General features: G+C 58.9%; 14 protein-coding genes and 8 pseudogenes. 13 read left to right on the top strand and 9 right to left on the bottom strand.

Annotated elements, in window-relative coordinates; translation table 11 throughout:
• Positions 1-89 precede the first annotated feature (89 nt).
• Positions 90-1174: pseudogene (locus NKJ15_RS14530) on the bottom strand (IS630 family transposase).
• Between NKJ15_RS14530 and NKJ15_RS14525 the strand changes: the two are divergent.
• The 7 genes and pseudogenes from NKJ15_RS14525 to NKJ15_RS14495 all read left to right on the top strand — a co-directional run bounded on the left by NKJ15_RS14525 (position 1070) and on the right by NKJ15_RS14495 (position 5263).
• Complete coding sequence (locus NKJ15_RS14525; RefSeq protein ID WP_352816016.1) at positions 1070-1291, top strand: aminotransferase class I/II-fold pyridoxal phosphate-dependent enzyme; 222 nt, start codon at positions 1070-1072, stop codon at positions 1289-1291. The pseudogene NKJ15_RS14530 and the gene NKJ15_RS14525 overlap by 105 nt on opposite strands.
• A gap of 2 nt (positions 1292-1293) precedes the next feature.
• Positions 1294-1824 carry an aminotransferase class I/II-fold pyridoxal phosphate-dependent enzyme gene (locus NKJ15_RS14520; RefSeq protein WP_352815886.1) on the top strand — a complete coding sequence of 177 codons (531 nt, stop codon included), beginning with the start codon at positions 1294-1296 and terminating at the stop codon, positions 1822-1824.
• A gap of 128 nt (positions 1825-1952) precedes the next feature.
• A pseudogene (locus tag NKJ15_RS14515) lies at positions 1953-2108 on the top strand (IS6 family transposase); the annotation flags it as partial.
• A 61-nt stretch (positions 2109-2169) separates the two neighbouring features.
• Positions 2170-2364 (top strand): annotated as a pseudogene (locus NKJ15_RS14510) (IS110 family transposase); the annotation flags it as partial.
• 174 nt (positions 2365-2538) lie between these two features.
• Positions 2539-3372, top strand: a complete 834-nt coding sequence (locus tag NKJ15_RS14505) for a transporter substrate-binding domain-containing protein (RefSeq protein ID WP_352815884.1) — start codon at positions 2539-2541, stop codon at positions 3370-3372.
• A 50-nt stretch (positions 3373-3422) separates the two neighbouring features.
• Positions 3423-4397, top strand: a complete 975-nt coding sequence (locus NKJ15_RS14500; protein WP_352815882.1) for an amino acid ABC transporter permease — start codon at positions 3423-3425, stop codon at positions 4395-4397.
• Between the two features lie 122 nt (positions 4398-4519).
• Positions 4520-5263 (top strand): amino acid ABC transporter ATP-binding protein, encoded by a 744-nt coding sequence (locus NKJ15_RS14495; protein WP_352816014.1) that lies wholly within the window; start codon positions 4520-4522, stop codon positions 5261-5263.
• Positions 5264-5446: 183 nt separating this feature from the next.
• Here NKJ15_RS14495 and NKJ15_RS14490 read toward each other — a convergent pair whose 3' ends face one another.
• The 4 genes from NKJ15_RS14490 to NKJ15_RS14475 all read right to left on the bottom strand — a co-directional run bounded on the left by NKJ15_RS14490 (position 5447) and on the right by NKJ15_RS14475 (position 8544).
• The gene (locus NKJ15_RS14490; protein ID WP_352815880.1) at positions 5447-5632 is read right to left on the bottom strand and encodes a hypothetical protein; all 186 of its coding nucleotides are present in this window, start codon (positions 5630-5632) and stop codon (positions 5447-5449) included.
• A 303-nt stretch (positions 5633-5935) separates the two neighbouring features.
• The gene (gene pcaF, locus NKJ15_RS14485) at positions 5936-7141 is read right to left on the bottom strand and encodes a 3-oxoadipyl-CoA thiolase (RefSeq protein WP_352815878.1); all 1206 of its coding nucleotides are present in this window, start codon (positions 7139-7141) and stop codon (positions 5936-5938) included.
• A 9-nt stretch (positions 7142-7150) separates the two neighbouring features.
• On the bottom strand, positions 7151-7840 hold the full coding sequence (locus NKJ15_RS14480; RefSeq protein ID WP_352815876.1) for a 3-oxoacid CoA-transferase subunit B: 690 nt from the start codon (positions 7838-7840) through the stop codon (positions 7151-7153).
• Positions 7837-8544, bottom strand: a complete 708-nt coding sequence (locus NKJ15_RS14475) for a 3-oxoacid CoA-transferase subunit A (RefSeq protein WP_352815875.1) — start codon at positions 8542-8544, stop codon at positions 7837-7839. Before NKJ15_RS14475 ends, NKJ15_RS14480 begins: the two co-directional genes overlap by 4 nt.
• Positions 8545-8664: 120 nt before the next feature.
• On the opposite strand from NKJ15_RS14475, the gene NKJ15_RS14470 reads away from it, so the two are divergent.
• Positions 8665-9426: an IclR family transcriptional regulator domain-containing protein gene (locus NKJ15_RS14470; RefSeq protein WP_352815874.1), complete on the top strand. Its 762-nt coding sequence runs from the start codon at positions 8665-8667 to the stop codon at positions 9424-9426.
• Between the two features lie 781 nt (positions 9427-10207).
• Complete coding sequence (locus NKJ15_RS14465; RefSeq protein WP_352816012.1) at positions 10208-11392, top strand: aspartate aminotransferase family protein; 1185 nt, start codon at positions 10208-10210, stop codon at positions 11390-11392.
• Here the strand turns inward: NKJ15_RS14465 and NKJ15_RS14460 are convergent.
• Together NKJ15_RS14460 and NKJ15_RS14455 are read right to left on the bottom strand one after the other, a co-directional pair.
• Positions 11381-11755, bottom strand: a pseudogene (locus NKJ15_RS14460) (transposase); the annotation flags it as partial. The gene NKJ15_RS14465 and the pseudogene NKJ15_RS14460 overlap by 12 nt on opposite strands.
• 177 nt (positions 11756-11932) lie before the next feature.
• Positions 11933-12396 (bottom strand): annotated as a pseudogene (locus NKJ15_RS14455) (transposase); the annotation flags it as partial.
• 652 nt (positions 12397-13048) lie between these two features.
• Here NKJ15_RS14455 and NKJ15_RS14450 point away from each other — a divergent pair.
• The 4 genes and pseudogenes from NKJ15_RS14450 to NKJ15_RS14430 all read left to right on the top strand — a co-directional run bounded on the left by NKJ15_RS14450 (position 13049) and on the right by NKJ15_RS14430 (position 17710).
• The gene (locus NKJ15_RS14450; protein WP_352815872.1) at positions 13049-14218 is read left to right on the top strand and encodes a M20 aminoacylase family protein; all 1170 of its coding nucleotides are present in this window, start codon (positions 13049-13051) and stop codon (positions 14216-14218) included.
• A gap of 51 nt (positions 14219-14269) precedes the next feature.
• Positions 14270-15733 (top strand): annotated as a pseudogene (locus NKJ15_RS14445) (aspartate aminotransferase family protein).
• A gap of 43 nt (positions 15734-15776) precedes the next feature.
• Positions 15777-15995 (top strand): annotated as a pseudogene (locus NKJ15_RS14435) (IS110 family transposase); the annotation flags it as partial.
• 284 nt (positions 15996-16279) lie between these two features.
• Positions 16280-17710, top strand: coding sequence for a hypothetical protein (locus tag NKJ15_RS14430; RefSeq protein WP_352815871.1), 1431 nt, complete (start codon positions 16280-16282; stop codon positions 17708-17710).
• Positions 17711-18173: 463 nt separating this feature from the next.
• Here the strand turns inward: NKJ15_RS14430 and NKJ15_RS14425 are convergent, their stop codons facing one another.
• Positions 18174-18557 carry a transposase gene (locus tag NKJ15_RS14425; RefSeq protein ID WP_352815869.1) on the bottom strand — a complete coding sequence of 128 codons (384 nt, stop codon included), beginning with the start codon at positions 18555-18557 and terminating at the stop codon, positions 18174-18176.
• 872 nt (positions 18558-19429) lie between these two features.
• Positions 19430-20583, bottom strand: a pseudogene (locus NKJ15_RS14420) (IS110 family RNA-guided transposase).
• Positions 20584-20719: the final 136 nt, after the last annotated feature.

Here is a 20719-nt window from a genome sequence, read left to right as displayed (position 1 = left end):
TCCCGCGCGCTACGACCTCTGCGTGAATATCGCATGTCAAAGACCGAATTGCACCCACGTCGGTTATTCCGCATTTATGAGTTCACGGCCTAGTGCATTGATTCCAACACTTGGTGCCCTACGTCTGACGGCTGCGATGGTGTTGTCAGGGTCTGCTTTCCAAATGAACGGCTTTGGCTCTTCGTTGTGCTCTTTGATAAAGCTTGATGGCTGCCTGAAGATCAACGACGGAATGAAAGACACCATTTTTCAGTCGTCGCCGTGTGAGCTTTGCGAAGAAGCCCTCGACGGCGTTCAACTAGGAACACGATGTCGGAACGAAGTGGAATGTCCAGCGTGGGTGCCGCGCCAGGTCCGGACCTTCGGCTGTTTGTGCCTCGCATAGTTATCCAGGATGACGTGAACCGCCGTAGCGTTGGGCAACTGAGCCTGGACTCCGTGAGGAAGCGGATGAACTCCTGATGCCGGTGACGCTGCATGTTGCGGCCAATGACGGAGCCGTCGAGAACATTCAGGGCGGCGAAGAGTGTCGTGGTGCCATGGCGCTTGTAATCATGGGTCATCGTGCCGCCGCGGCCCTTCTTCAAAGGAAGTCCTAGCTGCGTCCGGTCGAGCGCCTGGATCTGGCTCTTTTCATCGACGGAAAGGACAATGGCATGGGCCGGCGGCGAGACATAGAGCCCGACGACGTCGTGCAGTTTCTCGGCAAAGCCTTGTCATTCGACAGTTTGATGCTGCGCCAGCGGTGCGGCGCAAGGCCGTGCTCGTGCCAGATCTTGACGACCGAAGACGCCGCGATCCCAACCGCCTTTGCCATCGCACGAACGGTCCAGTGCGTGGCCTCCCGCCTGGGCGTTTCCAGAGTCAGAGTCCACCCGGTCGATAACATCAACCTCAAGCGGCGCAGTGCCGGGCGGCCGGCTCTTGTCACGCAAAAGACCGTCTACACCTTTCGCCATGAAGCGTTCCTGCCAACGCCAGACGCAGGTCTTCGACTTGGCCGTCGCCTCCATGATCGCGACGGTTCCCAGACCCTCGTCGCTCATCAGATGATCTTCGCCCGCCACACATGCTTTTGAGTCGAACTGCCCGCCGAAACGATTGCATTGAGACGAACTCGGCGCTGGAGGAGGAACTGAAGAAGGCGGAAGGCACACGCTTCACGTTGATCGATGGCGTGTTCTCGATCGACGGCATCATCGCAAATCTCAAGGGCGTATGCGACCTCGCCGACAAGTACGGTGCGATGGTCATGTTGGACGATAGTCACACCCGTCGGCTTCGTCGGTGAGCATGGGCGGGGCTCTGCCGAATTTTGCGGCGTGGAGGGTAGGTTGGAAATTATCACCGGCACGCTCGGCAAGGCGCTCGGCGATGCCTCCGGATACCTCCGGCAATACAGAAGTGATCGACTGGGTGCGCCAGCGCTCTCGGCCCTATCTCTTCTCGAACACGCTGGCGCCGGTGATGCCCGCTGCCTCCCTGAAGGTATTCGACGTCATCGAGCATGGGAGCGTTTTGCGCCAAAAGCTTTACGCTAACGCCGAACGTTTTCGGTCGAAAATGAGAAGTGCCGGTTTCAGTCTGGCCGGCGCGGACCACCCGAAACATTCCAGTGATGTGGGGGGCGCGTTTCTGGCCCAGCAAATGACCGAAAAGATGCTGTCATGTGGGATCTATCATGCCGGATTTTACTTTCCGGTCGTGCCGAAAGGCCAAGCACGTACCCGCACTCAAATGTCGGCAGCGAATTCATTGGCGGATATCGATTGCGCAGTCGAGACCTTTGTGAAGGTCGGCAAAGAACTGGGCGTAATTCCATAACTCTATGTGCGCAGTGGCAGGTTCATCCCGATCAAATCCCGATAGACGTTTTCAGATGAATTCGTGTTACGACAAGATCAGGCTGCAGGGCATGTCTCAGCCACGGTCGCGCGACACCTTACACTAGCCGCCGCATCCGCTCCATGCTCGGCTTCAAGTCACAGGCGAGCGTCGCTGCCATCCTGTTTGGCATCGAGATGATCCACATGGTGCGCAAAGGACAGGCGAGGTATGCCTACTGTCCCAGTCCGTCGATCGCCGAGCAGTTCGATACCCTCGCTGCCTGCCTGTCGGATCGGCCAAAATTGCCGTTCACGACCCATTTTCCAAGTTTGCGACAAAACCGAGCGCGGTGGTGAGGTTCGCTATCTCGGTAGAGACGTTAGAGGAGGTCAGGGGCGTTCTGTGAAGCGCCTGGCCGCAAAGCATGAGAAGCTGCACCTTTGTTACGAGGCAGGCTCCACTGGCTTCGGCCTTCACCGTCTCATCGTCGAACTCAGTTACGATTGCATCGTTGTTGCATCTTCGCTTCTCCCGAAGACGCGGTGACCCGATGCCGAAGCATTTCACACAAGGCTTGTTTTTTGAAGCGCCCATTTCGGCAGGCGACGCATTTTGGCGCAATATGCCAGTCGCTATGCCTTACTGACAAATGAGCAGACAATAAGCATGTCTGTGGGTTCTGGGCAACAAACGCAACAAAGGGGAACAGGGATGAATAGGTTTCTGATAAGGCTCACAGCGACTGCATCGATCGTATTTGCGTCGTTCGCTTTCGCTATTTCTGTCCATGCTGGCGAAGTACTTGATCGCGTCCTCGCCACGAAGACGCTGACAGTGGCGACAAGCTCCGCGTTCCCTCTGGCGTCGTTCATAGACAAAAAGGGGCAACTTGACGGTTTCGACGTGGAAGTTGCCAAAGGCATCGCGAAGTATATGGACGTGGAGGCTAAATTTGTGACGCCGGGGTGGGATATCATAACTTCGGGCAGATGGGAGGGCCGTTGGGATCTTGCCATGGGTCAGATGACGCCGACCGTGCCGCGGGCCAAGCTATTCGACTTTCCAGCCGTGTACATCTACGGCAACTCGGTTGCCGTCGTTCACAAGGATAGCAAAGCGACCAAGCCTTCTGATCTTGATGGCAAGGTGATCGGCGTTTCTGCGGGATCTTCAGAAGAGTCCTATGCTAAGCACACGCTCGAGGTGTATGATGCTCCACCGGTAAAGTTCCAGTTCACGCCGAGCGAGGTGAAGGGCTACGAATCCTCCACCAGTGCAGCGGATGATCTTCGCCTGGGCGATGGCGTTCGTCTTGACGGCTTTCTTACTGAGGAGCTGGAAGCGAAAGCAATGATCAAGGCCGGGTATCCATTCAAAATTATGGGTGGGCCACTCGTATCCGCGCCGGCCGTGATCGCCGTGCTTCATGGTGACAAGGAATTCAGCGATAAGGTTGCGGCGGCGGTCAAGAGCATGAGAGAAGACGGCTCGCTCTCCAAGCTATCGATCAAATGGTACGGCTCGGATCAAACCGTCCAAAAGTAGCACTGCAGCGGCCCAGGTTAACCTGGGCCGCTTTCCCGGGAGGAATTCCTATGCTTTATCAGGATACAGTTGAATCCGAGCTACTCGTCCATAAGCCTTGGTTTGTTGCCTCAATCTTTGTCGTCGTGCTTGCGGTTTTCCTGATGGTCAACCTGACTGGCACGACCTTCGGCGAACTCATGCGCCCGGTCATCGGGGACCCGCTCCAAAGCGGGTTCTATGGGCGCTTCGCGATCGCCTTTATGATTGCAGTCATCTTCTGCCTCAACATCGTGTTGATCGGTTTTGCGCCGTTGAGAGTGCAAATCGGCGTTGTATGGCTTGAACTACTTCTCCTGTTTCTTGCCTTCTTCAAATCGTTTAACCTGAGCATGCCCTTCATCTGGGAGAATTTGCCGTACCTGATCACCCAAGGGGTGGTGACAACGATCTACGTTTCGGCGATTTCACTCGTGTTTGCATCTCTCATCGCCATCGTCGCGGCGGTTGCAAAACTTTCCAGCAATGGCTTCGCCTACGCCATCGCCAGCTTCTACACGTCGTTTTTCCGTGGGCTGCCGCTCCTAATGCAGCTCTACCTGATCTATCTGGGGTTGCCACAACTGGGCATCGTCATTGACGCCGTTCCTTCCGGCATTCTGGCACTGTCGCTTTGTGTGGGCGCCTACATGACGGAGATTTTCCGCGCCGGCATCCAAAGCATCGACCGCGGCCAGTGGGAAGCGTCCCGTTCCATGGGGTTCGGATTTGGCCTGACTATGCGCAGGATCATCCTGCCGCAGGCCCTTCCGGTTATCATTCCTCCGATGGGCAACACCTTTATCGCAATGTTGAAGGACAGCTCGCTCGTGTCGGTGCTTGGTGTATGGGAACTGACCTTTCTTGCACGCACGATCGGCCAGCCAACCTTCCATCACATGGAGATGCTGATAACGGCTGCGATCATATACTGGATCATGTCGGCCTGCCTCGAGGTTGCTCAATCACGGCTCGAGCGTCACCTCGCAAGGAGTAAAGTGCGATGACCGTTAGCAACATAAATCAGCTGAAGGGCCCAAACGGAGGCAGCACCTCGCAGTCGATTGGCAATTGGCTGCACGTAGGCTTGCCTTCACCACAGCAGTCTTCCAGCTCAAAGCAGGCGCCGATGAATGCCGACAAAGTTATCGAAGCGACCAACGTTTCCAAATGGTACGGCACGTTCAGAGCATTGACGGATATCAACCTCACCGTCCGCAAAGGCGAACGCATTGTGATCTGCGGTCCCTCCGGCTCGGGAAAATCAACGATGATCCGCTGCTTCAACCGCCTCGAAGCGCATCAGGAAGGTGAGATCACGGTCAATGGGATCCGCTTACACAACAAGATGCGCAACATCACCGAGGTGCGCAAAAACGTTGGCATGGTGTTCCAGCATTTCAATCTCTTCCCCCACATGACCGTGCTGATGAACTGTATGGCTGGCCCGATGTGGATCAAGGGCGTGCCAGAAGCCGAGGCAAGGAAGACGGCCTTGAAAGTCCTCGAGCGTGTGCGCATTCCCGAACAGGCGAACAAATACCCAGTGCAACTCTCCGGCGGGCAACAGCAACGCGTTGCCATTGCTCGCTCGCTCTGCATGGAACCTGCCGTGATGCTGTTTGACGAGCCGACTTCGGCACTCGATCCGGAAATGGTGTCGGAAGTACTCGAAACCATGACAAGTCTTGCCCGCGACGGGATGACCATGGTCTGCGTCACCCACGAAATGGGCTTTGCCCGTGCCGTCGCCGACCGGGTGATCTTCATGGATGTGGGTCGGATCGTCGAAGAAGCCGCTCCCAAAGACTTCTTCACCAATCCCCAGCACGACAGAACAAAGCTTTTCCTCAGCCAAATCTTGCAGCACTGAGGCCCAGCGCCTGGTCGATCGAGGTGCCGAGGTGATCACTGCAGACTGCGGCTTTATGGTTCGTCACCAGGCAGCGATCTCTGCAGCATCAATGTGCCGGCGGTAACCTCAAGGCTGCTTCTCCTTCCGACTCTGCTGTGTCAGTTAGCTCCTGCAAAAAAGCTCGCCATGATAACCTCTGACTCACAACATTGCAGTGAAGACCTGTTGGGCATACAAAACCCCGGCGACCGGAAGCGTGTAGTCATCGGAGGGATTGAAGATGGGGTATACGTACGCCACGCTCTGGCCCGCCCACTCGTGCGGACTGACGTTGATCAGATCGAACAGGAGGTTGGCGGCTGCATCGCGCGACTCCGCGTCGAGCATCCCAGATTGCGTTGATACTCTTCGAGTGCACGGGCTGCCTGTTGTCACAAATGCCCGACCGGGTTGCCCATCTACAACATCACGGACCTCTGCAAACTGACCGGTGGGCACCCGCGCCTAACGCTGCGGTTTGAACTGTCAAGGTGCGGCTGGAGAAGGCTCACAAGTCAACGGAGCTCAAACCTCGTCGGAGGCATCCGCTGACGTAATGGCCGGGGTTTTCGTCCCGGTTGTTTCTGCGTTTTCCGAGGCTGTCGTTTGCCTTCGATGGCTAGCGTCGGTCGCATGCATCTCGGTCCTGGGTTAAACGCGTTCAAGCGCGACCGCTATCCCCTGGCCCACGCCGATGCACATCGTAGACAGTGCGTACCTGCCCTTGCGGAGCGAAAGTTCGAGTGCTGCCGTACCCGAGATGCGGGCGCCCGACATACCGAGCGGATGTCCAAGCGCGATCGCTCCGCCGTTCGGGTTCACGCGGGCGTCGTCGTCGGCAATCCCGAGGTCGCGAAGCGTGGCGATCCCTTGGGACGCAAAAGCTTCATTGAGCTCGATCACGTCGAACTGGTCAGCAGTGAGGCCGAGACGGGACATCAGTTTCCTGGAAGCTGGAGCCGGCCCGAAACCCATAAGACGGGGAGGAACGCCTGCGGCAGAGCCTCCCATCACGCGGGCGATCGGCGTCAGGCCGTATTTCTTGGCAGCAGCCTCGGAAGCGATAATAAGAGCCGCAGCTCCGTCATTAACGCCGGAGGCGTTGCCGGCCGTTACGGTGGCGCCGTCCATGTTGTTGACCGGCTTCAGCTTGGAGAGCGCGTCTAGGCAGGTTGCGCGCGGATGCTCGTCTGTGGATACGATGACCGCATCACCCTTCCGCTGCGGCACGCTAACCGCGGCGATCTCCTTGGCCAGACGACCGTTTTCCTGTGCTGCAGCAGCTTTTGCCTGCGACCGGACGGCAAAGGCGTCCTGGTCGTCGCGAGAGACCTTGAAATCGATGGCGACATTGTCGCCTGTCTCCGGCATGGAGTCGACGCCATACTGCTTCTTCATCAGAGGGTTTATGAAGCGCCAGCCAATCGTCGTGTCGTAGATCTCCGCGTTGCGCGAGAAAGCGGCTTCGGCTTTGGGCATCACAAAGGGCGCGCGGCTCATGCTTTCCACCCCGCCGGCGAGCATCAGCTCGGCTTCCCCAGACTTTACGGCGCGCGCGGCCGTGATGACCGCGTCCATACCGGAACCGCAAAGACGGTTCATGGTGGTGCCAGTTACCGAGACAGGCAGACCGGCCAGAAGCAGCGACATGCGGGCGACGTTTCGGTTGTCCTCTCCGGCCTGGTTGGCGCATCCGTAGATCACGTCACCAAGCGCTTCCCAATCGACCGCAGGGTTCCGATCCATTAGAACCTTTAGCGGGATTGCGCCAAGGTCGTCGGCGCGCACTGAGGAGAGCGAGCCCCCAAAGCGGCCAATCGGCGTGCGGATATAGTCGCAGATAAATGCTTCAGTCATATTGTCTCCTCAGAGTGCCGGCACCATGAGATCGGTGACCGGACCTGCGATGTGAAGCTTGGCGCCCGTCATGGCCTGCAGTTCCTCGAGCGTCATGTCGAGGAGTTTTTCGCGCAGCACGAAATGGCCGTCTTTGACGTCAATCACCGCATGGCTCGTGTAGACGCGGGTGATGCAGGCGACGCCGGTCAGCGGGAAGGTGCATTTTTCCACCAGTTTCGGCTCGCCGGTCTTGGCGACGTGCTCGGTGATAACTGACACTTGCTTGGCACCGTGCACGAGGTCCATGGCGCCGCCAACGGCCGGGACGCCTTTGGTGCCGACACGCCAGTTGGCAAGATCGCCGTTCTCCGCAACCTGCAATGCACCGAGGATCGCCACGTCGAGGTGGCCGCCGCGAATCATTGCGAAGCTGTCTGCATGGTGGAAGAAGCATGCGCCTGGCTTGAGGGTTACGGCCTTCTTTCCCGCATTGATGAGATCCCAGTCCTCCTCGTCAGCAGCGGGTGCTTCGCCAAAATTCAGAATGCCGTTTTCCGTATGGAAGATCGCCTGCCGGCCGGGCGGCTGATAGCGAGCGACCATCTCCGGAAAGCCGATACCGAGGTTCACGTAGGCGCCGTCGGCGATGTCTTGGGCCGCCCGCCAGGCGATCTGCGCGTTGGAAAGCTTGATGTCTTCTCGGACGTTGACGGTCATACGTAGGCCACTCCGGCTCGGATGAGCTCTTCTTCCTGTTGCGGGTTCGCGACATGAACGACGCGGTTGACGAAGATGCCGGGCGTGACGACGTGCTCCGGATCGATTTCGCCGACCTGCACGATCTTGGAGGCCTGCACGATCGTCTCGGCGGCGGCCATGCACATCAGCGGGTTAAAGTTGCGGGCGGCCTTATTGTAGGTCAGGTTGCCGTAAGTGTCGGCGACATGCGCCTTGACGATGGCGAAGTCGGCCTTTAGCCAGCGCTCCTGCACGTAGGGGTGGCCGTCGAACTCCGCAATCACCTTGCCTTGGGCAAGATCGGTGCCGTAGGCCGTCGGCGTATAGAAGGCCGGGATACCGGCGCCGCCGGCGCGAATGCGCTCGGCGAGCGTCCCCTGCGGCACGAGCTCCAGTTCGATCTCGCCGGCGAGATACTTGTCGGTGAACGCACGCGGATCGGACGACTTCGGGAACGAGCAGATCATTTTTTTGACCATTCCCGCGTCGATCATCGCGGCGATGCCGATACGGCCGTTGCCGGCATTGTTGTTAATGACGGTGAGGTTCTTTGGCCCCTTTTCGATTAGGGCGTGGATGAGTTCGATCGGCGCGCCTGAGCCGCCGAAACCGCCGGTCATGACGGTTGCCCCGTCACCAATCCCGGCGACTGCATCCGACAGGCTCTCGATCGTTTTGTTCATTAGGGCCTCCATTCCGCACTGTCTGTGCGGTTTCGAGATACTACTCACCGGCGTAGACGGCAACTCAAATGTGCGATATGTTGCCGTTGTTCGGTTATCGCACAAAGGGAGATCTAGGGGATGGCCGTGAAGGAACGGGACATGATGGGAAGCCTGGCGAAGGGCTTAAAGGTTGTCGAGGCTTTTACGGCGGAAACTCCAAGGCTCAGCATTTCGCAAGCATCCGAGATCGCCGGTCTAGACCGAGCAACCACACGGCGCTGTCTTCTGACGCTCGCAGAACTTGGCTACTGCGCCTATGACGGCAAGTTTTTCACCGTGACCCCGAGAGTGCTCAGGCTGGGCACCGGCTGCTTCGCAGCGATGCCGCTGCCGCGGATCGTTCAGCCGTTCCTCGACCTACTTTCAGAAGAGATCGGACAGAGCACATCGGTATCCATCCTCGACGAAACCGAAATCGTGTACATAGCCCGCGCAGCCCAACGCCGCGTGATGTCGATAACTTTGATGCCGGGATCGCGCCTGCCCGCCTACTGTACTTCCCTGGGACGCGTGCTCCTCGCGGCGGCGGGGGAGGGAACGGCTCTTCGACTGCTTCAGGCATCGCAGTTGGTCGCCCGGACAGAATACACGGTGACAAACATTGATGCATTGATGGTGGAGATCGCGAAAGTGAGCGAGCGCGGCTTTGCGTCCATCAATCAAGAAGTTGAAATCGGGCTGTGCTCGCTCGCAGTGCCGTTGAAGGCCGCCAACGGCAGGACCTTGGCCGCCCTCAATGTCGGGCTCGCGGCGGGCAAGACAAGCATGGCGGAAATTGAGCGAATGTATTTGCCGCCCTTACTCCGAACGGAATCCGAGTTGAGACAGTCGCTGATATAGATCGTACACGAGATGACATCATATTCTCGACGGCAGTCGTCAGGCTCAAAGTAACGTTTGCTGTCAGCTCTCGTTCACTCCAGTTAAATTCGTAAGCTCTGCGTAGCCGGCGACTGTCTGGTGGAAATCGCAGGCAGTTCACATAGCGACCGCCTTTCCTCAGGACCGCTCCTCCATCCTGCTTCTCCAACGTCAGCGGGTTAGTACAATCGAGGAGCAGCGACGTCGAGACCTCACCAGCTACCGCGAGACAGGGGAGCAGGATCTGTTCCGCTCAACAATGCGGTATTCGTTGTTATTATTTGTCCTTAATTGAACGCGTCTTGGGTCAGTCTGCGTGATGACCGCTAAGCAATAAGAGCGTCCGTGTATTGGTGGAACGACTCAGCCGCCGATACAATTGCGCGCCGACTTCAAACGCCTGCTCTAATGGCGGCTTCAGAAAAATCTAACAGCTTGACTGCAAGCAGAATCATCACGGAGCGCGCTGGGATGAAACGGGAGACTCATAAAGTGGGCCAGATTGAAGACATCTTGGCACCTGTCAATCTTAGACTTCTCTGGTGCGAGACAGTGAGCCGCGCGGCCACGTCGCCTTCCCCTGAGTGTGTCGATGGCGACGCGTAGAGTAGAGATTGAGATGTCGGCAGCCCCAGAATCGAACAGCACACTTGAATCGAGCCTCCTGGACGCGAGGAACCGCTTCATCGCTAGGCATCCTAGAAGCGCCGAACTCCATAGGCAAGCCCGCACCGTGATGCCCGGTGGGAACACCCGCTCCGTGCTATACTATCAGCCTTTTCCGATTGCGATGGACAAGGGCGAGGGCAGCACGCTTTGGGACATCGATGGCCATGAGTTTGTGAATCTTTGCGGTGAATATACCGCGGGCCTATTTGGCCACTCGGAGACTCGGATCCACACCGCTGTTCACCAAGCTATGATGCGGGGTTTAAACTTCGCAGCAGTGGGCAGGGCCGAATACGAGCTGGCAAGACTCATTTGTGCGCGGTTTCCGTCAATGGAACTCATACGCTTCACCAACAGCGGCACGGAAGCCAATCTGATGGCGCTAACGGCGGCCCGCGTCCATACCGGTCGCGACATGATCCTTGCTTTTCGAGGCGGCTACCATGGCGGTGTGCTGTTGTTCACTCCTGAGGGGCCGTCCCCCGTCACCGTTCCGTTCCCATTCCTCTCGGCCAACTACAACGACACGGACTCTGCAGCCGCGGTGATCGCGCATAACCAGGATCGGCTCGCGGCGGTGATCGTCGAACCTATGTTGGGTAGCGGTGGCTGTATCCCTGCGGAGAGCAGTTTTCTGCAAATGTTACGGGAGGCTACGCGAGAGGTGGGCGCATTGCTTATCTTCGATGAGGTTGTGACATCACGAATGTCTGACGGTGGGCTCCAAAAGCGCTTGGGCATTACTCCCGATCTGACGACGCTCGGCAAGTATATGGCCGGCGGAATGAGCTTTGGGGCGTTCGGCGGCCGGGCCGACGTGTTGTCCCTCTTCGACGGGCGTCTGCCGCACGCAGGTACCTTCAACAACAACGTCCTGTCCATGGCCGCAGGACGTGTCGCGCTTGGGGAAATCTTCACAAAGGAAGTCGCGGAGGAGCTGTATGTACGGGGTGAGCGGCTACGGACAGCACTGAACGACCGGCTTATGAAGCTCGGCGTGTCGATGCACTTTTCTGGGTTGGGCTCCGTTGCCACCGCGCACTACCGCCCCCCCTTGATACGTTGCGCCTACACGCCGACGACTCGAGAGGATGGTCTGCGGGAACTGTTCTTTCTCGACATGCTGAAGGCGGGTTTTTATATGGCCCGACGTGGAATGATTGCGCTGAGCCTTCCGGTCCTGCAATCGGATCTCGACCGATTCATCGATGCAGTTGAGGAGTTCGCGCGCACACGGCAGGGGCTGCTTGGGTCGGGCAGTGCTAGAGCGCGATGATCTTAGGTTGGGCCGATCCTGCTCGGCGGCGATCAGCGTCTTTTTGTGCGTCAGCTTCTCGGCATGGACGAATTCCCACACCGAGCGGTAGTCGACCTTCAATCCACGCTCGGCCAGTTCTGCCACAAGGCCGCGCAGCGTGAAGTCTGTATTCCCGCAGTGCTCGATAAGCCAGTCGCGGTGCGCGCCGGCAATCTTCTTCGGCCATCCGCCCATCTTGCCGGGCTCCACCATGCCCATTTCCCGCAGCCGGCGAACCCACCGCCCGTACTGATGCCGATCCCAAAACGCGCCGCCGCCTGCCGCCGCGACAGGCCCTCCTGCAACCCGCTCGCGCAGATCCATCGAATAAGGCTTGCCCATCCATGCTGGCCTCCATCCCCAGCCAGCATGTTGAATCTGGAGAAGCTATGGGGCGAGCGGCGGCGGTATGGCACCATCGTCGTTCGATAGAAGCGACAGAGGTGCCCCATGACCCAGGTTAACGATTTGAGCCGTTCGCTGGTCTCGTTTGAGCAGAATAGCAGCGTGTGCGCATTTCGCCTCGATGAACAGATCGACGAACAGGCACTCGATGGCGCCGGCATCGTGGCTGATCTTGCGATAGCGAGTTGCCGCCGCGGTGCTCAGTTCCAGCCGGTTGAGCGTCGATTTGCCGGCCACCGGCGCGCAGTCCTTGCGGCGCGCCGCAAGCTTGCCGGCCAGCACCGCCATCACCGGATCGTGGCGCAACACGTCATGATCGATCAGGTCCTCGTAGCCGAGCGCCATCGCCAAGACCCGCTGCCCGACCAGCGTCTTCACCTCATGCTCGATCAAATGCGGGCTGCGCGCATCGGCAAAACACCGCGCCAGCCGATCGATCAGGCCGATGGCCCCATCGACCGCGCCCAGCAACAGCGCGCCGGCTTCCGACGTCATCGCGCCACCGTCGAAGGCAGCCACAACTTTGTGCCCGTCGACGGGTGCAAAACCGACATGTCCGTTATACAGTCTGGTTGCATCGGGCGTTCCTTTCCTCAGAGCTAAGCTGTTGTCGCAAAACAACTTTCTCTGATTCGGAACCCCGATGCACCTCAACTGTTTGAGAAATCCGGGTTAGTCCCGCAGCCAGCCTAAGGCCTGAGTGCAAGCCCGTTGCTGCGAACAATGCGGCGAGCCGTCATGTTGAAACAAGGCCGGCTTGATTTGGCGGGTTTTGCGCGGAATAACGCAGCCAATGTCGAGCACCAAAGCGGATTTGCACGCGCCCGCGCATGAGGGTCAGAAAAGCTTCGACATCTTTGGCTGAGACGGGATCTGCGCTCGATCTGGCTTCCTTCGGTAGGTGCCAAGGGCGTCTCGGAACCCGACTGCTACCACATTTCAAACCGCACCGCTTTATGTGATCCACATTTCAGCAGCCGTCGCAGTTTGGCGCAAATCGCTCTCCCACATGCATCATCCTACGAAGGAGCATTGGATGACGGATCCTGATCCTCGATTGGATAAAGTGACGATCGTGATAAGTTGACGAATTGACGTTGGATCCTCATCCCGCGCTCAACAAGCGATTCAATCGATCCCCTTGTATCTTTCGCGCCAAGAATACGTGACGCGGCAGGAAAAAACCGAAACGGCTCGGCAGAACTATGCAAAAAAAAAGGCTGATGCAAGATGAGAAGCGTTGAAGCTTTCCGAGATCTGCAGTGCGAGGCAACCGAGTGGCGCCGCTATCTCCATGAAAATCCCGAGCTTGACTATCAGGTACACAACACAGCTAGCTTCGTGGCCGAGAAACTGGCTTCCTTCGGCATCAATCACATCGAAACGGGGATAGCTGAGACCGGTATCGTCGCACTGATTCAGGGTGAAGGCGGAGAAGGGCCGACGATCGGATTGAGGGCAGACATGGACGCCCTGCCAATCGTGGAGGCGTCAAACAAACCCTGGTCATCGAAAGTACCGGGCAAAATGCATGCGTGCGGCCACGACGGTCACACAGCGATGTTGCTGGGCGCTGCGAAACACCTCGCAAGTACGCGCAATTTCAAGGGCTCCGTCGCTTTGATCTTTCAGCCGGCAGAAGAAGTAGAATTACCATCCGGCGGCCTAAGGATGGTCCAAGAAGGGATCATGGATCGTTTCGATATCTCCCAGGTCTTCGGCATGCATAACCAGCCAGGCATGGAGATCGGAAAATTCGCCATTTGCGATGGCCCGATCATGGGCTCGCAGGACGACTTCGATATCGTCGTGAAGGGCAGGGGCGGCCATGCGGCCCACCCGTATCGAACCATTGATCCCGTTGTCATTGCAGCCCAAATCATACTTGGCCTGCAAACCCTAGTCTCGCGCAAGACCGACCCCAAAGAGGCGCTGGTGATCTCCGTCACCAAGTTGAGGGCCGCACAGGCCTACAACGTCATTCCCGATAATGTTGAGATGGCCGGAACCGTCCGGACTCTCGCATCCGGCCTACGAGACTTCGCCGAACGTGAGATTTCGGCATGCGCGCAAGGCGTTGCGCGTGGATTCGGCGCGGATATCGAGTTCAAGTACCGTCGATCCGTCCCGATTACCTTCAACCACACCGAGGGGACCAATCTGGCGATCAAGGCGGCACGCAACCTCGTTGGGTCTGCATCAGTGGATGATAAGATGGGACCGAGCATGGGGGCGGAGGACTTCGCCTATATGCTTGAGGCGCGGCCGGGCGCTTTCATTTTTCTTGGGAATGGACCGACCGCTGCGTGTCATAACCCGGCGTTTGATTTCAACGACGAAGCCTTGCCTTACGGCATTGGCTATTGGGTGGACCTGGTCGAGACGGTTCTGGCCGTTTGAAGCGACCGTGCTCGACTACGCGCAATCCACGACCCGGATAAGAGACTAATCATGAGCAGGATTCTGCACCGGACCATTCACGCAAACCTGCCCGTGGCTGTCGGCGGGCGGGGTATCGAGCTATTTGACGCCGACGGCAAGGCATACATCGACGGCTCCGGAGAGCCGCTGTGTCATGTATTGGACACGGTCATCCGGAGGTGCGCGCGTGCTGCACGCTCAACTCGACAAGCTTGCCTACGCTCATAGGGCATTATTCACCACGGAAGTCGCCGAGCAGATTGCGGATCGCCTGGTCGCCGACTCGCCGGATGGAATCGATTACGTCTATCTCGTCAGCGGGGGGCGGAAGCGATGGAGACCGCGCTGAAGATGGCGCGCCAGTATTTCGTCGAGAAGGGGGAAGCTCGTCGCCGGCATATCATCGCGCGCCATCAAAGTTACCATGGCAATACTCTGGGAGCTCTTGCCGCTGGTGGCAATGAATCACGCCGGGCCTAGTTCCGACCGTTCCTGATCGAAACCCGTCACGTTGCGCCATGCTATGCGTATCGCGGTCGCTTACCTGCCGAAAGCGAGCATTAGTATGGTCAGCGCGTGCCAGCAAACTTGAGGCAAATTCTTGAGCTCGGACCAGACGAAGTGATAGCATTCCTCGCGGAAACTGTCGTTGGGGCGACAGCGGGCGCGGTGCCGGATATTTCAAGAAGATACGCGAAGACTGTGATCGCCACCGCGTTCTCTTGATCTTGGATGAGGTCATGTGCGGCATTGGTCGCACTGGAACGCTACACGCATTCGAACAGGAAGGCAGTGTCCCGGATATCATGGCAATCGCGAAGGGACTGAGGGAGGTTATCAGCCGATCGACGCCGTGATGCTCGGACGCCACATCTATGACGCGTTTGCTTCTGGAACAGGATTTTTCCAGCATGGTCACACTTACTTGCTTACTTGGGATATCCAATGGCAGCATCGGCCGGTCTCGCAGTGCAGGACGTTATCCACGAACATCGCCTCCTTGGTACGTTATATGGATGGGGAACTGCTCAACCAGCGACTCCATGAGCGTTTCGAAATCATCAGCATGTTGGCGACATCCGCGGCCGAGGTCTTTTTCGCGGAATAGAGATCCCGGCCGGCAAACCCAGGCTGATTTCCAACTATTCAGCTCGCTGGAGGGCACTATCTGCAGAACCGCTATCTGCGACTCGATCCCGTCATCCTACGTGCGCAGTATGGCGGATACCGTTTCGATGGGGACCGCATCTCGATGATGTCGGAGTATCACATGTTCAGCAGAGGCTGTTCGATGAAGCGGCTGAGTTCGGCATCTGCTGTGGCTTGACGATCCGATCATCGATCGCCGGGGCTGCGTTGCAGCGACGACCTTTGCCGCGGATGCACCGCTTGCGATACCGCCTCTTCAAAGAGCGGCCCGATTGGGAGGTGTGCACACGGGGGGTCGAAGTCGACGCATTTGATGCGATGAGTGGCGCCGGGCACGGATCATAGCCGGCTGGAACATTGGGTGCAGTTCCGTAGCGTGACTCGGATCATCGTCGTACGCCGGCAGCTGGCACGGGCGGATATTCTCAACTTGCGAGTCGGAATGGAAGCCTGCGCATCGTCGTATTTCTGGGCGCGGGCACTGACCGACCGAGCTTAGCCATGAGGTTCGCCTGATACCGCCGGCCTACCCCAAATCCTACGTGAAGCGCGGCAAGCCGATGCAGAGGCGAGCTGCGAGGCAGTCACGCGGCCGACCATGCGCTTCGGCTCCAGATAAGCAATCATTTGCGACTCAGCTCCCGCAACAGATGTGGCTATTTGAGAACCGGTGAGCGCCGCATTGTTGAGGCAGGCGGAAAGCTACGGCCTTCAACACCAGTTCGAAGAATACTGTCGTCATGAATACGAGTCATAAACTGGTGACGAATATGCGCTTGTAACTCGGTGCGGTGCATCCCAAAAATAGACAGAGAAAGTCAATGCGTTCACGCGGATCGGCCTCTGCTGCAGTCTGTGCCGGTTGGATATTTCAGCCTGGAGGTGTGCGCCATGAGTACCCTAGAAAAATACTTGCCCTCACAGCGTGAGCAGGCGTTTCTGGGAAAAGTCGTCAACGGCAAATACGACCGGCAGATCATCACCGGCATAACCAAGTTCGCCAGAGAGGATGTGCCCCAAGATATGCGCGCCTTCTATTCACGAGAAGAACTTGATCAGATCCTCGAGTTGAAAGGCACCCCGAGAGATCTGGAAGCCAGGATGCCGATCAAGATCACGCGCCACTACTACGAGCAGGCGCAATACAGCCGGCCCATGCAGACGCTGGTGAAAGCCAGCCCCAGAGAGACATACAATCTCGACGGTGCAGAAGATCCGGGCAAGCAAATGACCTACAGCCCGCGCGAGGGGCTGATCCATAAGTATGAGCTTGGTCTACTCTACGTGGCATCCACCTGCTCCGCGCATTGTCGCTTCTGCTATCGCGAGGAACTGATCGGCCGCAAGCAGATCACCCGCGAGAACGGCACGGTAGCTCCAAAGGGCCTGGCGCAGTTGGGAGAGATTGTCGAATACATTCGCGGGCACAACATGGTGGTAGCCGCCAATGGCGGCCGACATCCCGAGACCGGCCGCGAAAAGCTACGCGAGGTCCTGATGTCGGGCGGCGATCCCATGGTTCTGGGAAACAAGAACATCGCTGCTTGGCTGGCCGGGCTTGCGGAAGCCGGCGTCGAGAATGTCCGCATTGGGACCAAGGAACTGGCATTTCATCCGCAACGCTTCGACCAGACCTTCTTTGCGATGCTCGACGCATTCCACCAAGCTTATCCGGAAATCAGCCTACGGATGATAGTGCACTTCAACCATCCCGACGAATTTCTGCGCAAGACGCCGGATGGCGGCTATATCGACAATCCTGACGGTGGGCTCGAATGGATCGCTGAAACGCGGGCTGCGGTAAACGAACTCGCCCGGCGCGACTGGATCACCATTCACAATCAGTCGCCGATTATTCGCGACATAAACGACGACGCGGACTCGTTGCGCATCATGCAGCGCGAGATGCTCCGCAACGGTATCGAAAACCACTACTTCTTCTGCGGCCGCGACATTATCGGCCACAAGGCGTTCAATGTCCCGATTGAACGGACATGGCAGGTCCTGAACGAGTCGCAGAAGGGCCTCTCCGGCGTAGAGGCGCATGCGCGGCTTTCAATCACCCATTACAAGGGCAAAACTGAAGTCGCCGCCGTCACAAACGGGCCCGTACCGGGCGTCCCTGGCGGTGAAAGGGGCGTCGTGATCTTCAAGCTGCTGCGTTCGGCCGCGGATGCGCGGGACCGATGCAAGGTGACCATCGTTGGTAGAAACCCGGACGCAATCTGGTTCAGCGGCTATGACGACCGTGTGATCTTCGATGAGGCCGGTCTCTACTCGATGTACGGGATTAAGCCCGCATTTCTCCAGGCGGCGGAGTAGCCGCGGTCAGGGACGTTCGGCGTTTTCGAACAAAACGGGGAGTCGATTGTGACCAATACCGTCACCGAAGACTGCATTAAGTGCAAATACAGGTGGTCTCTCATCTGATGGTGTAGCTCGGCGGTGACGAAGCCGCTCGCGAGCGCGCCCTTTCTTTTGGCGTGCCCGGGCGCTAACCTCAATAAAATGCTCATACCCTTCTGCGCCCGCCTTGCGATTTGCATCTCCAAATCGCGCAAATGTTTCACATGGTAGACATGGCTGGGACCGGGATTTGTTGCCTTATAGCCTGTAGCTCCATCGAGCGCACCTTGTGAGCGATCAGACTGGGCCGCGCCCACAGAGAGCCTTCTCCTCCGTCAGCATATGCCACAGAGCACCGTCAGTTCGCGCCACGGCGACGGCGGTCGCCGATGACCACGTTTGGTCCTGACGCGGACGAATATAGCGGCGATCTGGAAGCTCACCTTGATCGTCGCGCTGCAGACGAAGAAGGCGTGTAGCGGACCAGGCGCTTTCGCGGCTGCCCAGGCGCCTCCACGAGCATGGCGCGGGCGCGCCCGACTTTGCTGATGCGGCCATGATGGGCAGCGCCGAGGCCTGACTGTCGCACACACGGATTGAGTCCGAAATAGCTGACCAGCTTCCGCCCGCGGCCGCCAAACAGGTCGGCATTCGGGCACTCGGGATCGGGCGCGCATGAAGGATCGCATGCACCTCGTTCTGATCCGGCTGCGATGCCGCACGATTTGACAGCGGCGCGCTGCCAGCCTGCGCATCCGCTCAGTGCGGCATCCGGCGTGCATATCTCCGGCAGATAGCCCGCCGCGTACAGGCTGGCGAGCATACCGGGGTCCACGTTATCGGTCTTTACATGAGCATGGGTGATCGCCTTTGACTGGAGAGATTGGCAATCACCACCTACCCGCTTCAAGAACGCGACAGTACCCGAGACACCGCCATGCAGTCCCCGTCGCCTCAATCCCTATCTCGTCCGTCGTCAGAAGCCTCGTGCCAAAACCCCTCTCGCGTTGTCCGGCTCATGCGGCCGGCAAGGCGAAGCCTGCCTTTCTCCCAGAAAACCACCTCTTCGAAGGTTCGGTAGATATCGATCCCAGTCACCCGTCGCATTCGCGCCTCCTGTCAGAGGTTTGAAGACGGGAGCGGCGGGCGAGACGACAACTACGGATTTCGCGCTCACGGCGCAATCGGGCGAGTCGCAGAGGCGGCCAGCTACTAACACGAGCGCGCAGCTCACCTGCTTCATTTCTTCACCTCCTAGACTAGTACGGCCGATTGGCGACCATCTCCTCGTCCCGACCTACCTTCGCTCTGGCCGCCGCGCGCAGTGACCTAGGCTGGGCCGCAGGCCCGATCGCGCCGCGGCTTGTCCTTGACGGTCACGGCCACGGCGGCAGGCTTGCTCGGGTCGGCAGGGAGCTCTGCGAGGTGCTGACAATGGATTCCGAGGCGGAGTTCGCCATAAGCAGGCGCGGGCGGGCGCGCGGCAGACTTGTATTCGGTCGATCTCAGCGGATCTGAACCATGATGCAGCATGGGCTCGCGAGGCGAAGCTCCGGGGCGGCGGGCCCATTCTACGTCCGCGGTCTGACGACCATGTAGCTTCGGGTTGTCGCCACTTCGGATCATCATCGGCAGACCCTGCTGCGGGCCAGCCAATTGGGAATGCGTTGCTCTCCTCTTCCCACAGGGGGCCCATCACGCCGAACGCAAGCTGACGCCCTGTGGCGCCTCGCCCGTGGTGACGAGGCGCCACAGGTTGCGCGCCAGCGCCACGATCATCGTCTTGCGCGTGGCTTTGCGGCCGTCGGCCGTGCGCCCCTGGAACGATTGGACGAGGGCACTGTTCTTCTGGAAGAGGAGAAAGCGCCAGGCCAATTGGATCATGCCATGCCGCACGCGGGCACTGCCGGCGCGTGCCAGCACCTTCTCGCGCCGGCGTTTGCCGCTCTCGTCGGGCGAACCCGTGAGCCCGGCATAGCGCGCCACCGCGCGGCGATCGCGCAATCCGCGCGACAGGATCTCGTGGACCAGCATGTCCGCTCTCTCAACACCGACGCCGATGACCCGTGCGATGAGGCGCACCATCGCATGCGGGCCTTCGGGTGCAGCCTGAGCCGCGGCGAGCCTACGCAGGCGGTCGCCCTCGATGGTGCGGATTTGCGCACGCACGAGGTCGAGCCGCTCAAGCAAGCGGTGCAACTCGGCGCGGGTGTTGTGCGGCAGCGCCGTCCCCTCTGCCGTGCGGATGTTCTCCAGCCTGTCCGCCGCATTACGCAGGCTTAAGCGGAAGCTGCGAATGCCGAAGCGGGCAAGAATCGCCTTGATGCGATTGATGAGCCGCGTCTGCTCGCGGACCAGGCTCTCCCGCTCGCGGCTCGGCCATCGCGCGTCCTCCTCTTCGATGGTCGGGATTGCCGCCATACTGCAATGGCGCTTCTCGCCGCGCAGCCAACCCAGAAAGGCACGCATCAAAAGCTCGGTGTCGAGACGATCGGTCTTGGGGCGCCGATGCTCACGCGACACCGCAACGCTGGCGGGGTGGATGGCATAGGCCTCGATGTCGCGCGCCCACAGCCAACGCGCCAGCCAAAAGCCGTCGCCGGCCGCCTCATAGGCGACGGCGATCCGCTTGATCCTGTGCCCGGCCTGGCCGGCTTCGTCGCGCCGGCGCCGCAGCAGCTTCAACAGTGATGGTGTGTCGGCATCGATCTTCTTGAGCGGCTGGCGCTCGAGGCCCGGTACGAGCGCGGCAATCAGCCATTTCGCCTTGCTCATTTGATGACGGCGATGACCGTGTTATCCTGTTCAAGAGCGGTAAGGGACCGGCTCGCCTCAAAAGATTGCGACATGGGGCGCCTCCTCCTTCTGAAGAGTTGGTTGTAACAGCGCCGAAAAATGCAACACCGTCGCCGCTCGCCCCATAGCATCTACACCACACCGCTTATTGTAATCGCGGGTGGTGCCTCTCGCATTCCGGGCGGCAGT

Source organism: Mesorhizobium sp. M0207 (assembly GCF_040321995.1).
Taxonomy (GTDB): domain Bacteria; phylum Pseudomonadota; class Alphaproteobacteria; order Rhizobiales; family Rhizobiaceae; genus Mesorhizobium.
The sequence above is the reverse complement of the archived record's forward strand: the minus strand, read 5'-3'. Positions and strand labels throughout refer to the sequence as shown.

Bases quoted from the DNA above. Each gene is read 5' to 3' on its own strand.
- NKJ15_RS14525 (WP_352816016.1), top strand. From the start codon at position 1,070: ATGCTTTTGAGTCGAACTGCCCGCCGAAACGATTGCATTGAGACGAAC.
- NKJ15_RS14520 (WP_352815886.1), top strand. From the start codon at position 1,294: ATGGGCGGGGCTCTGCCGAATTTTGCGGCGTGGAGGGTAGGTTGGAAA.
- NKJ15_RS14505 (WP_352815884.1), top strand. From the start codon at position 2,539: ATGAATAGGTTTCTGATAAGGCTCACAGCGACTGCATCGATCGTATTT.
- NKJ15_RS14500 (WP_352815882.1), top strand. From the start codon at position 3,423: ATGCTTTATCAGGATACAGTTGAATCCGAGCTACTCGTCCATAAGCCT.
- NKJ15_RS14495 (WP_352816014.1), top strand. From the start codon at position 4,520: ATGAATGCCGACAAAGTTATCGAAGCGACCAACGTTTCCAAATGGTAC.
- NKJ15_RS14490 (WP_352815880.1), bottom strand. From the start codon at position 5,632: ATGCTCGACGCGGAGTCGCGCGATGCAGCCGCCAACCTCCTGTTCGAT.
- pcaF (WP_352815878.1), bottom strand. From the start codon at position 7,141: ATGACTGAAGCATTTATCTGCGACTATATCCGCACGCCGATTGGCCGC.
- NKJ15_RS14480 (WP_352815876.1), bottom strand. From the start codon at position 7,840: ATGACCGTCAACGTCCGAGAAGACATCAAGCTTTCCAACGCGCAGATC.
- NKJ15_RS14475 (WP_352815875.1), bottom strand. From the start codon at position 8,544: ATGAACAAAACGATCGAGAGCCTGTCGGATGCAGTCGCCGGGATTGGT.
- NKJ15_RS14470 (WP_352815874.1), top strand. From the start codon at position 8,665: ATGGCCGTGAAGGAACGGGACATGATGGGAAGCCTGGCGAAGGGCTTA.
- NKJ15_RS14450 (WP_352815872.1), top strand. From the start codon at position 13,049: ATGAGAAGCGTTGAAGCTTTCCGAGATCTGCAGTGCGAGGCAACCGAG.
- NKJ15_RS14430 (WP_352815871.1), top strand. From the start codon at position 16,280: ATGAGTACCCTAGAAAAATACTTGCCCTCACAGCGTGAGCAGGCGTTT.
- NKJ15_RS14425 (WP_352815869.1), bottom strand. From the start codon at position 18,557: ATGCTCGCCAGCCTGTACGCGGCGGGCTATCTGCCGGAGATATGCACG.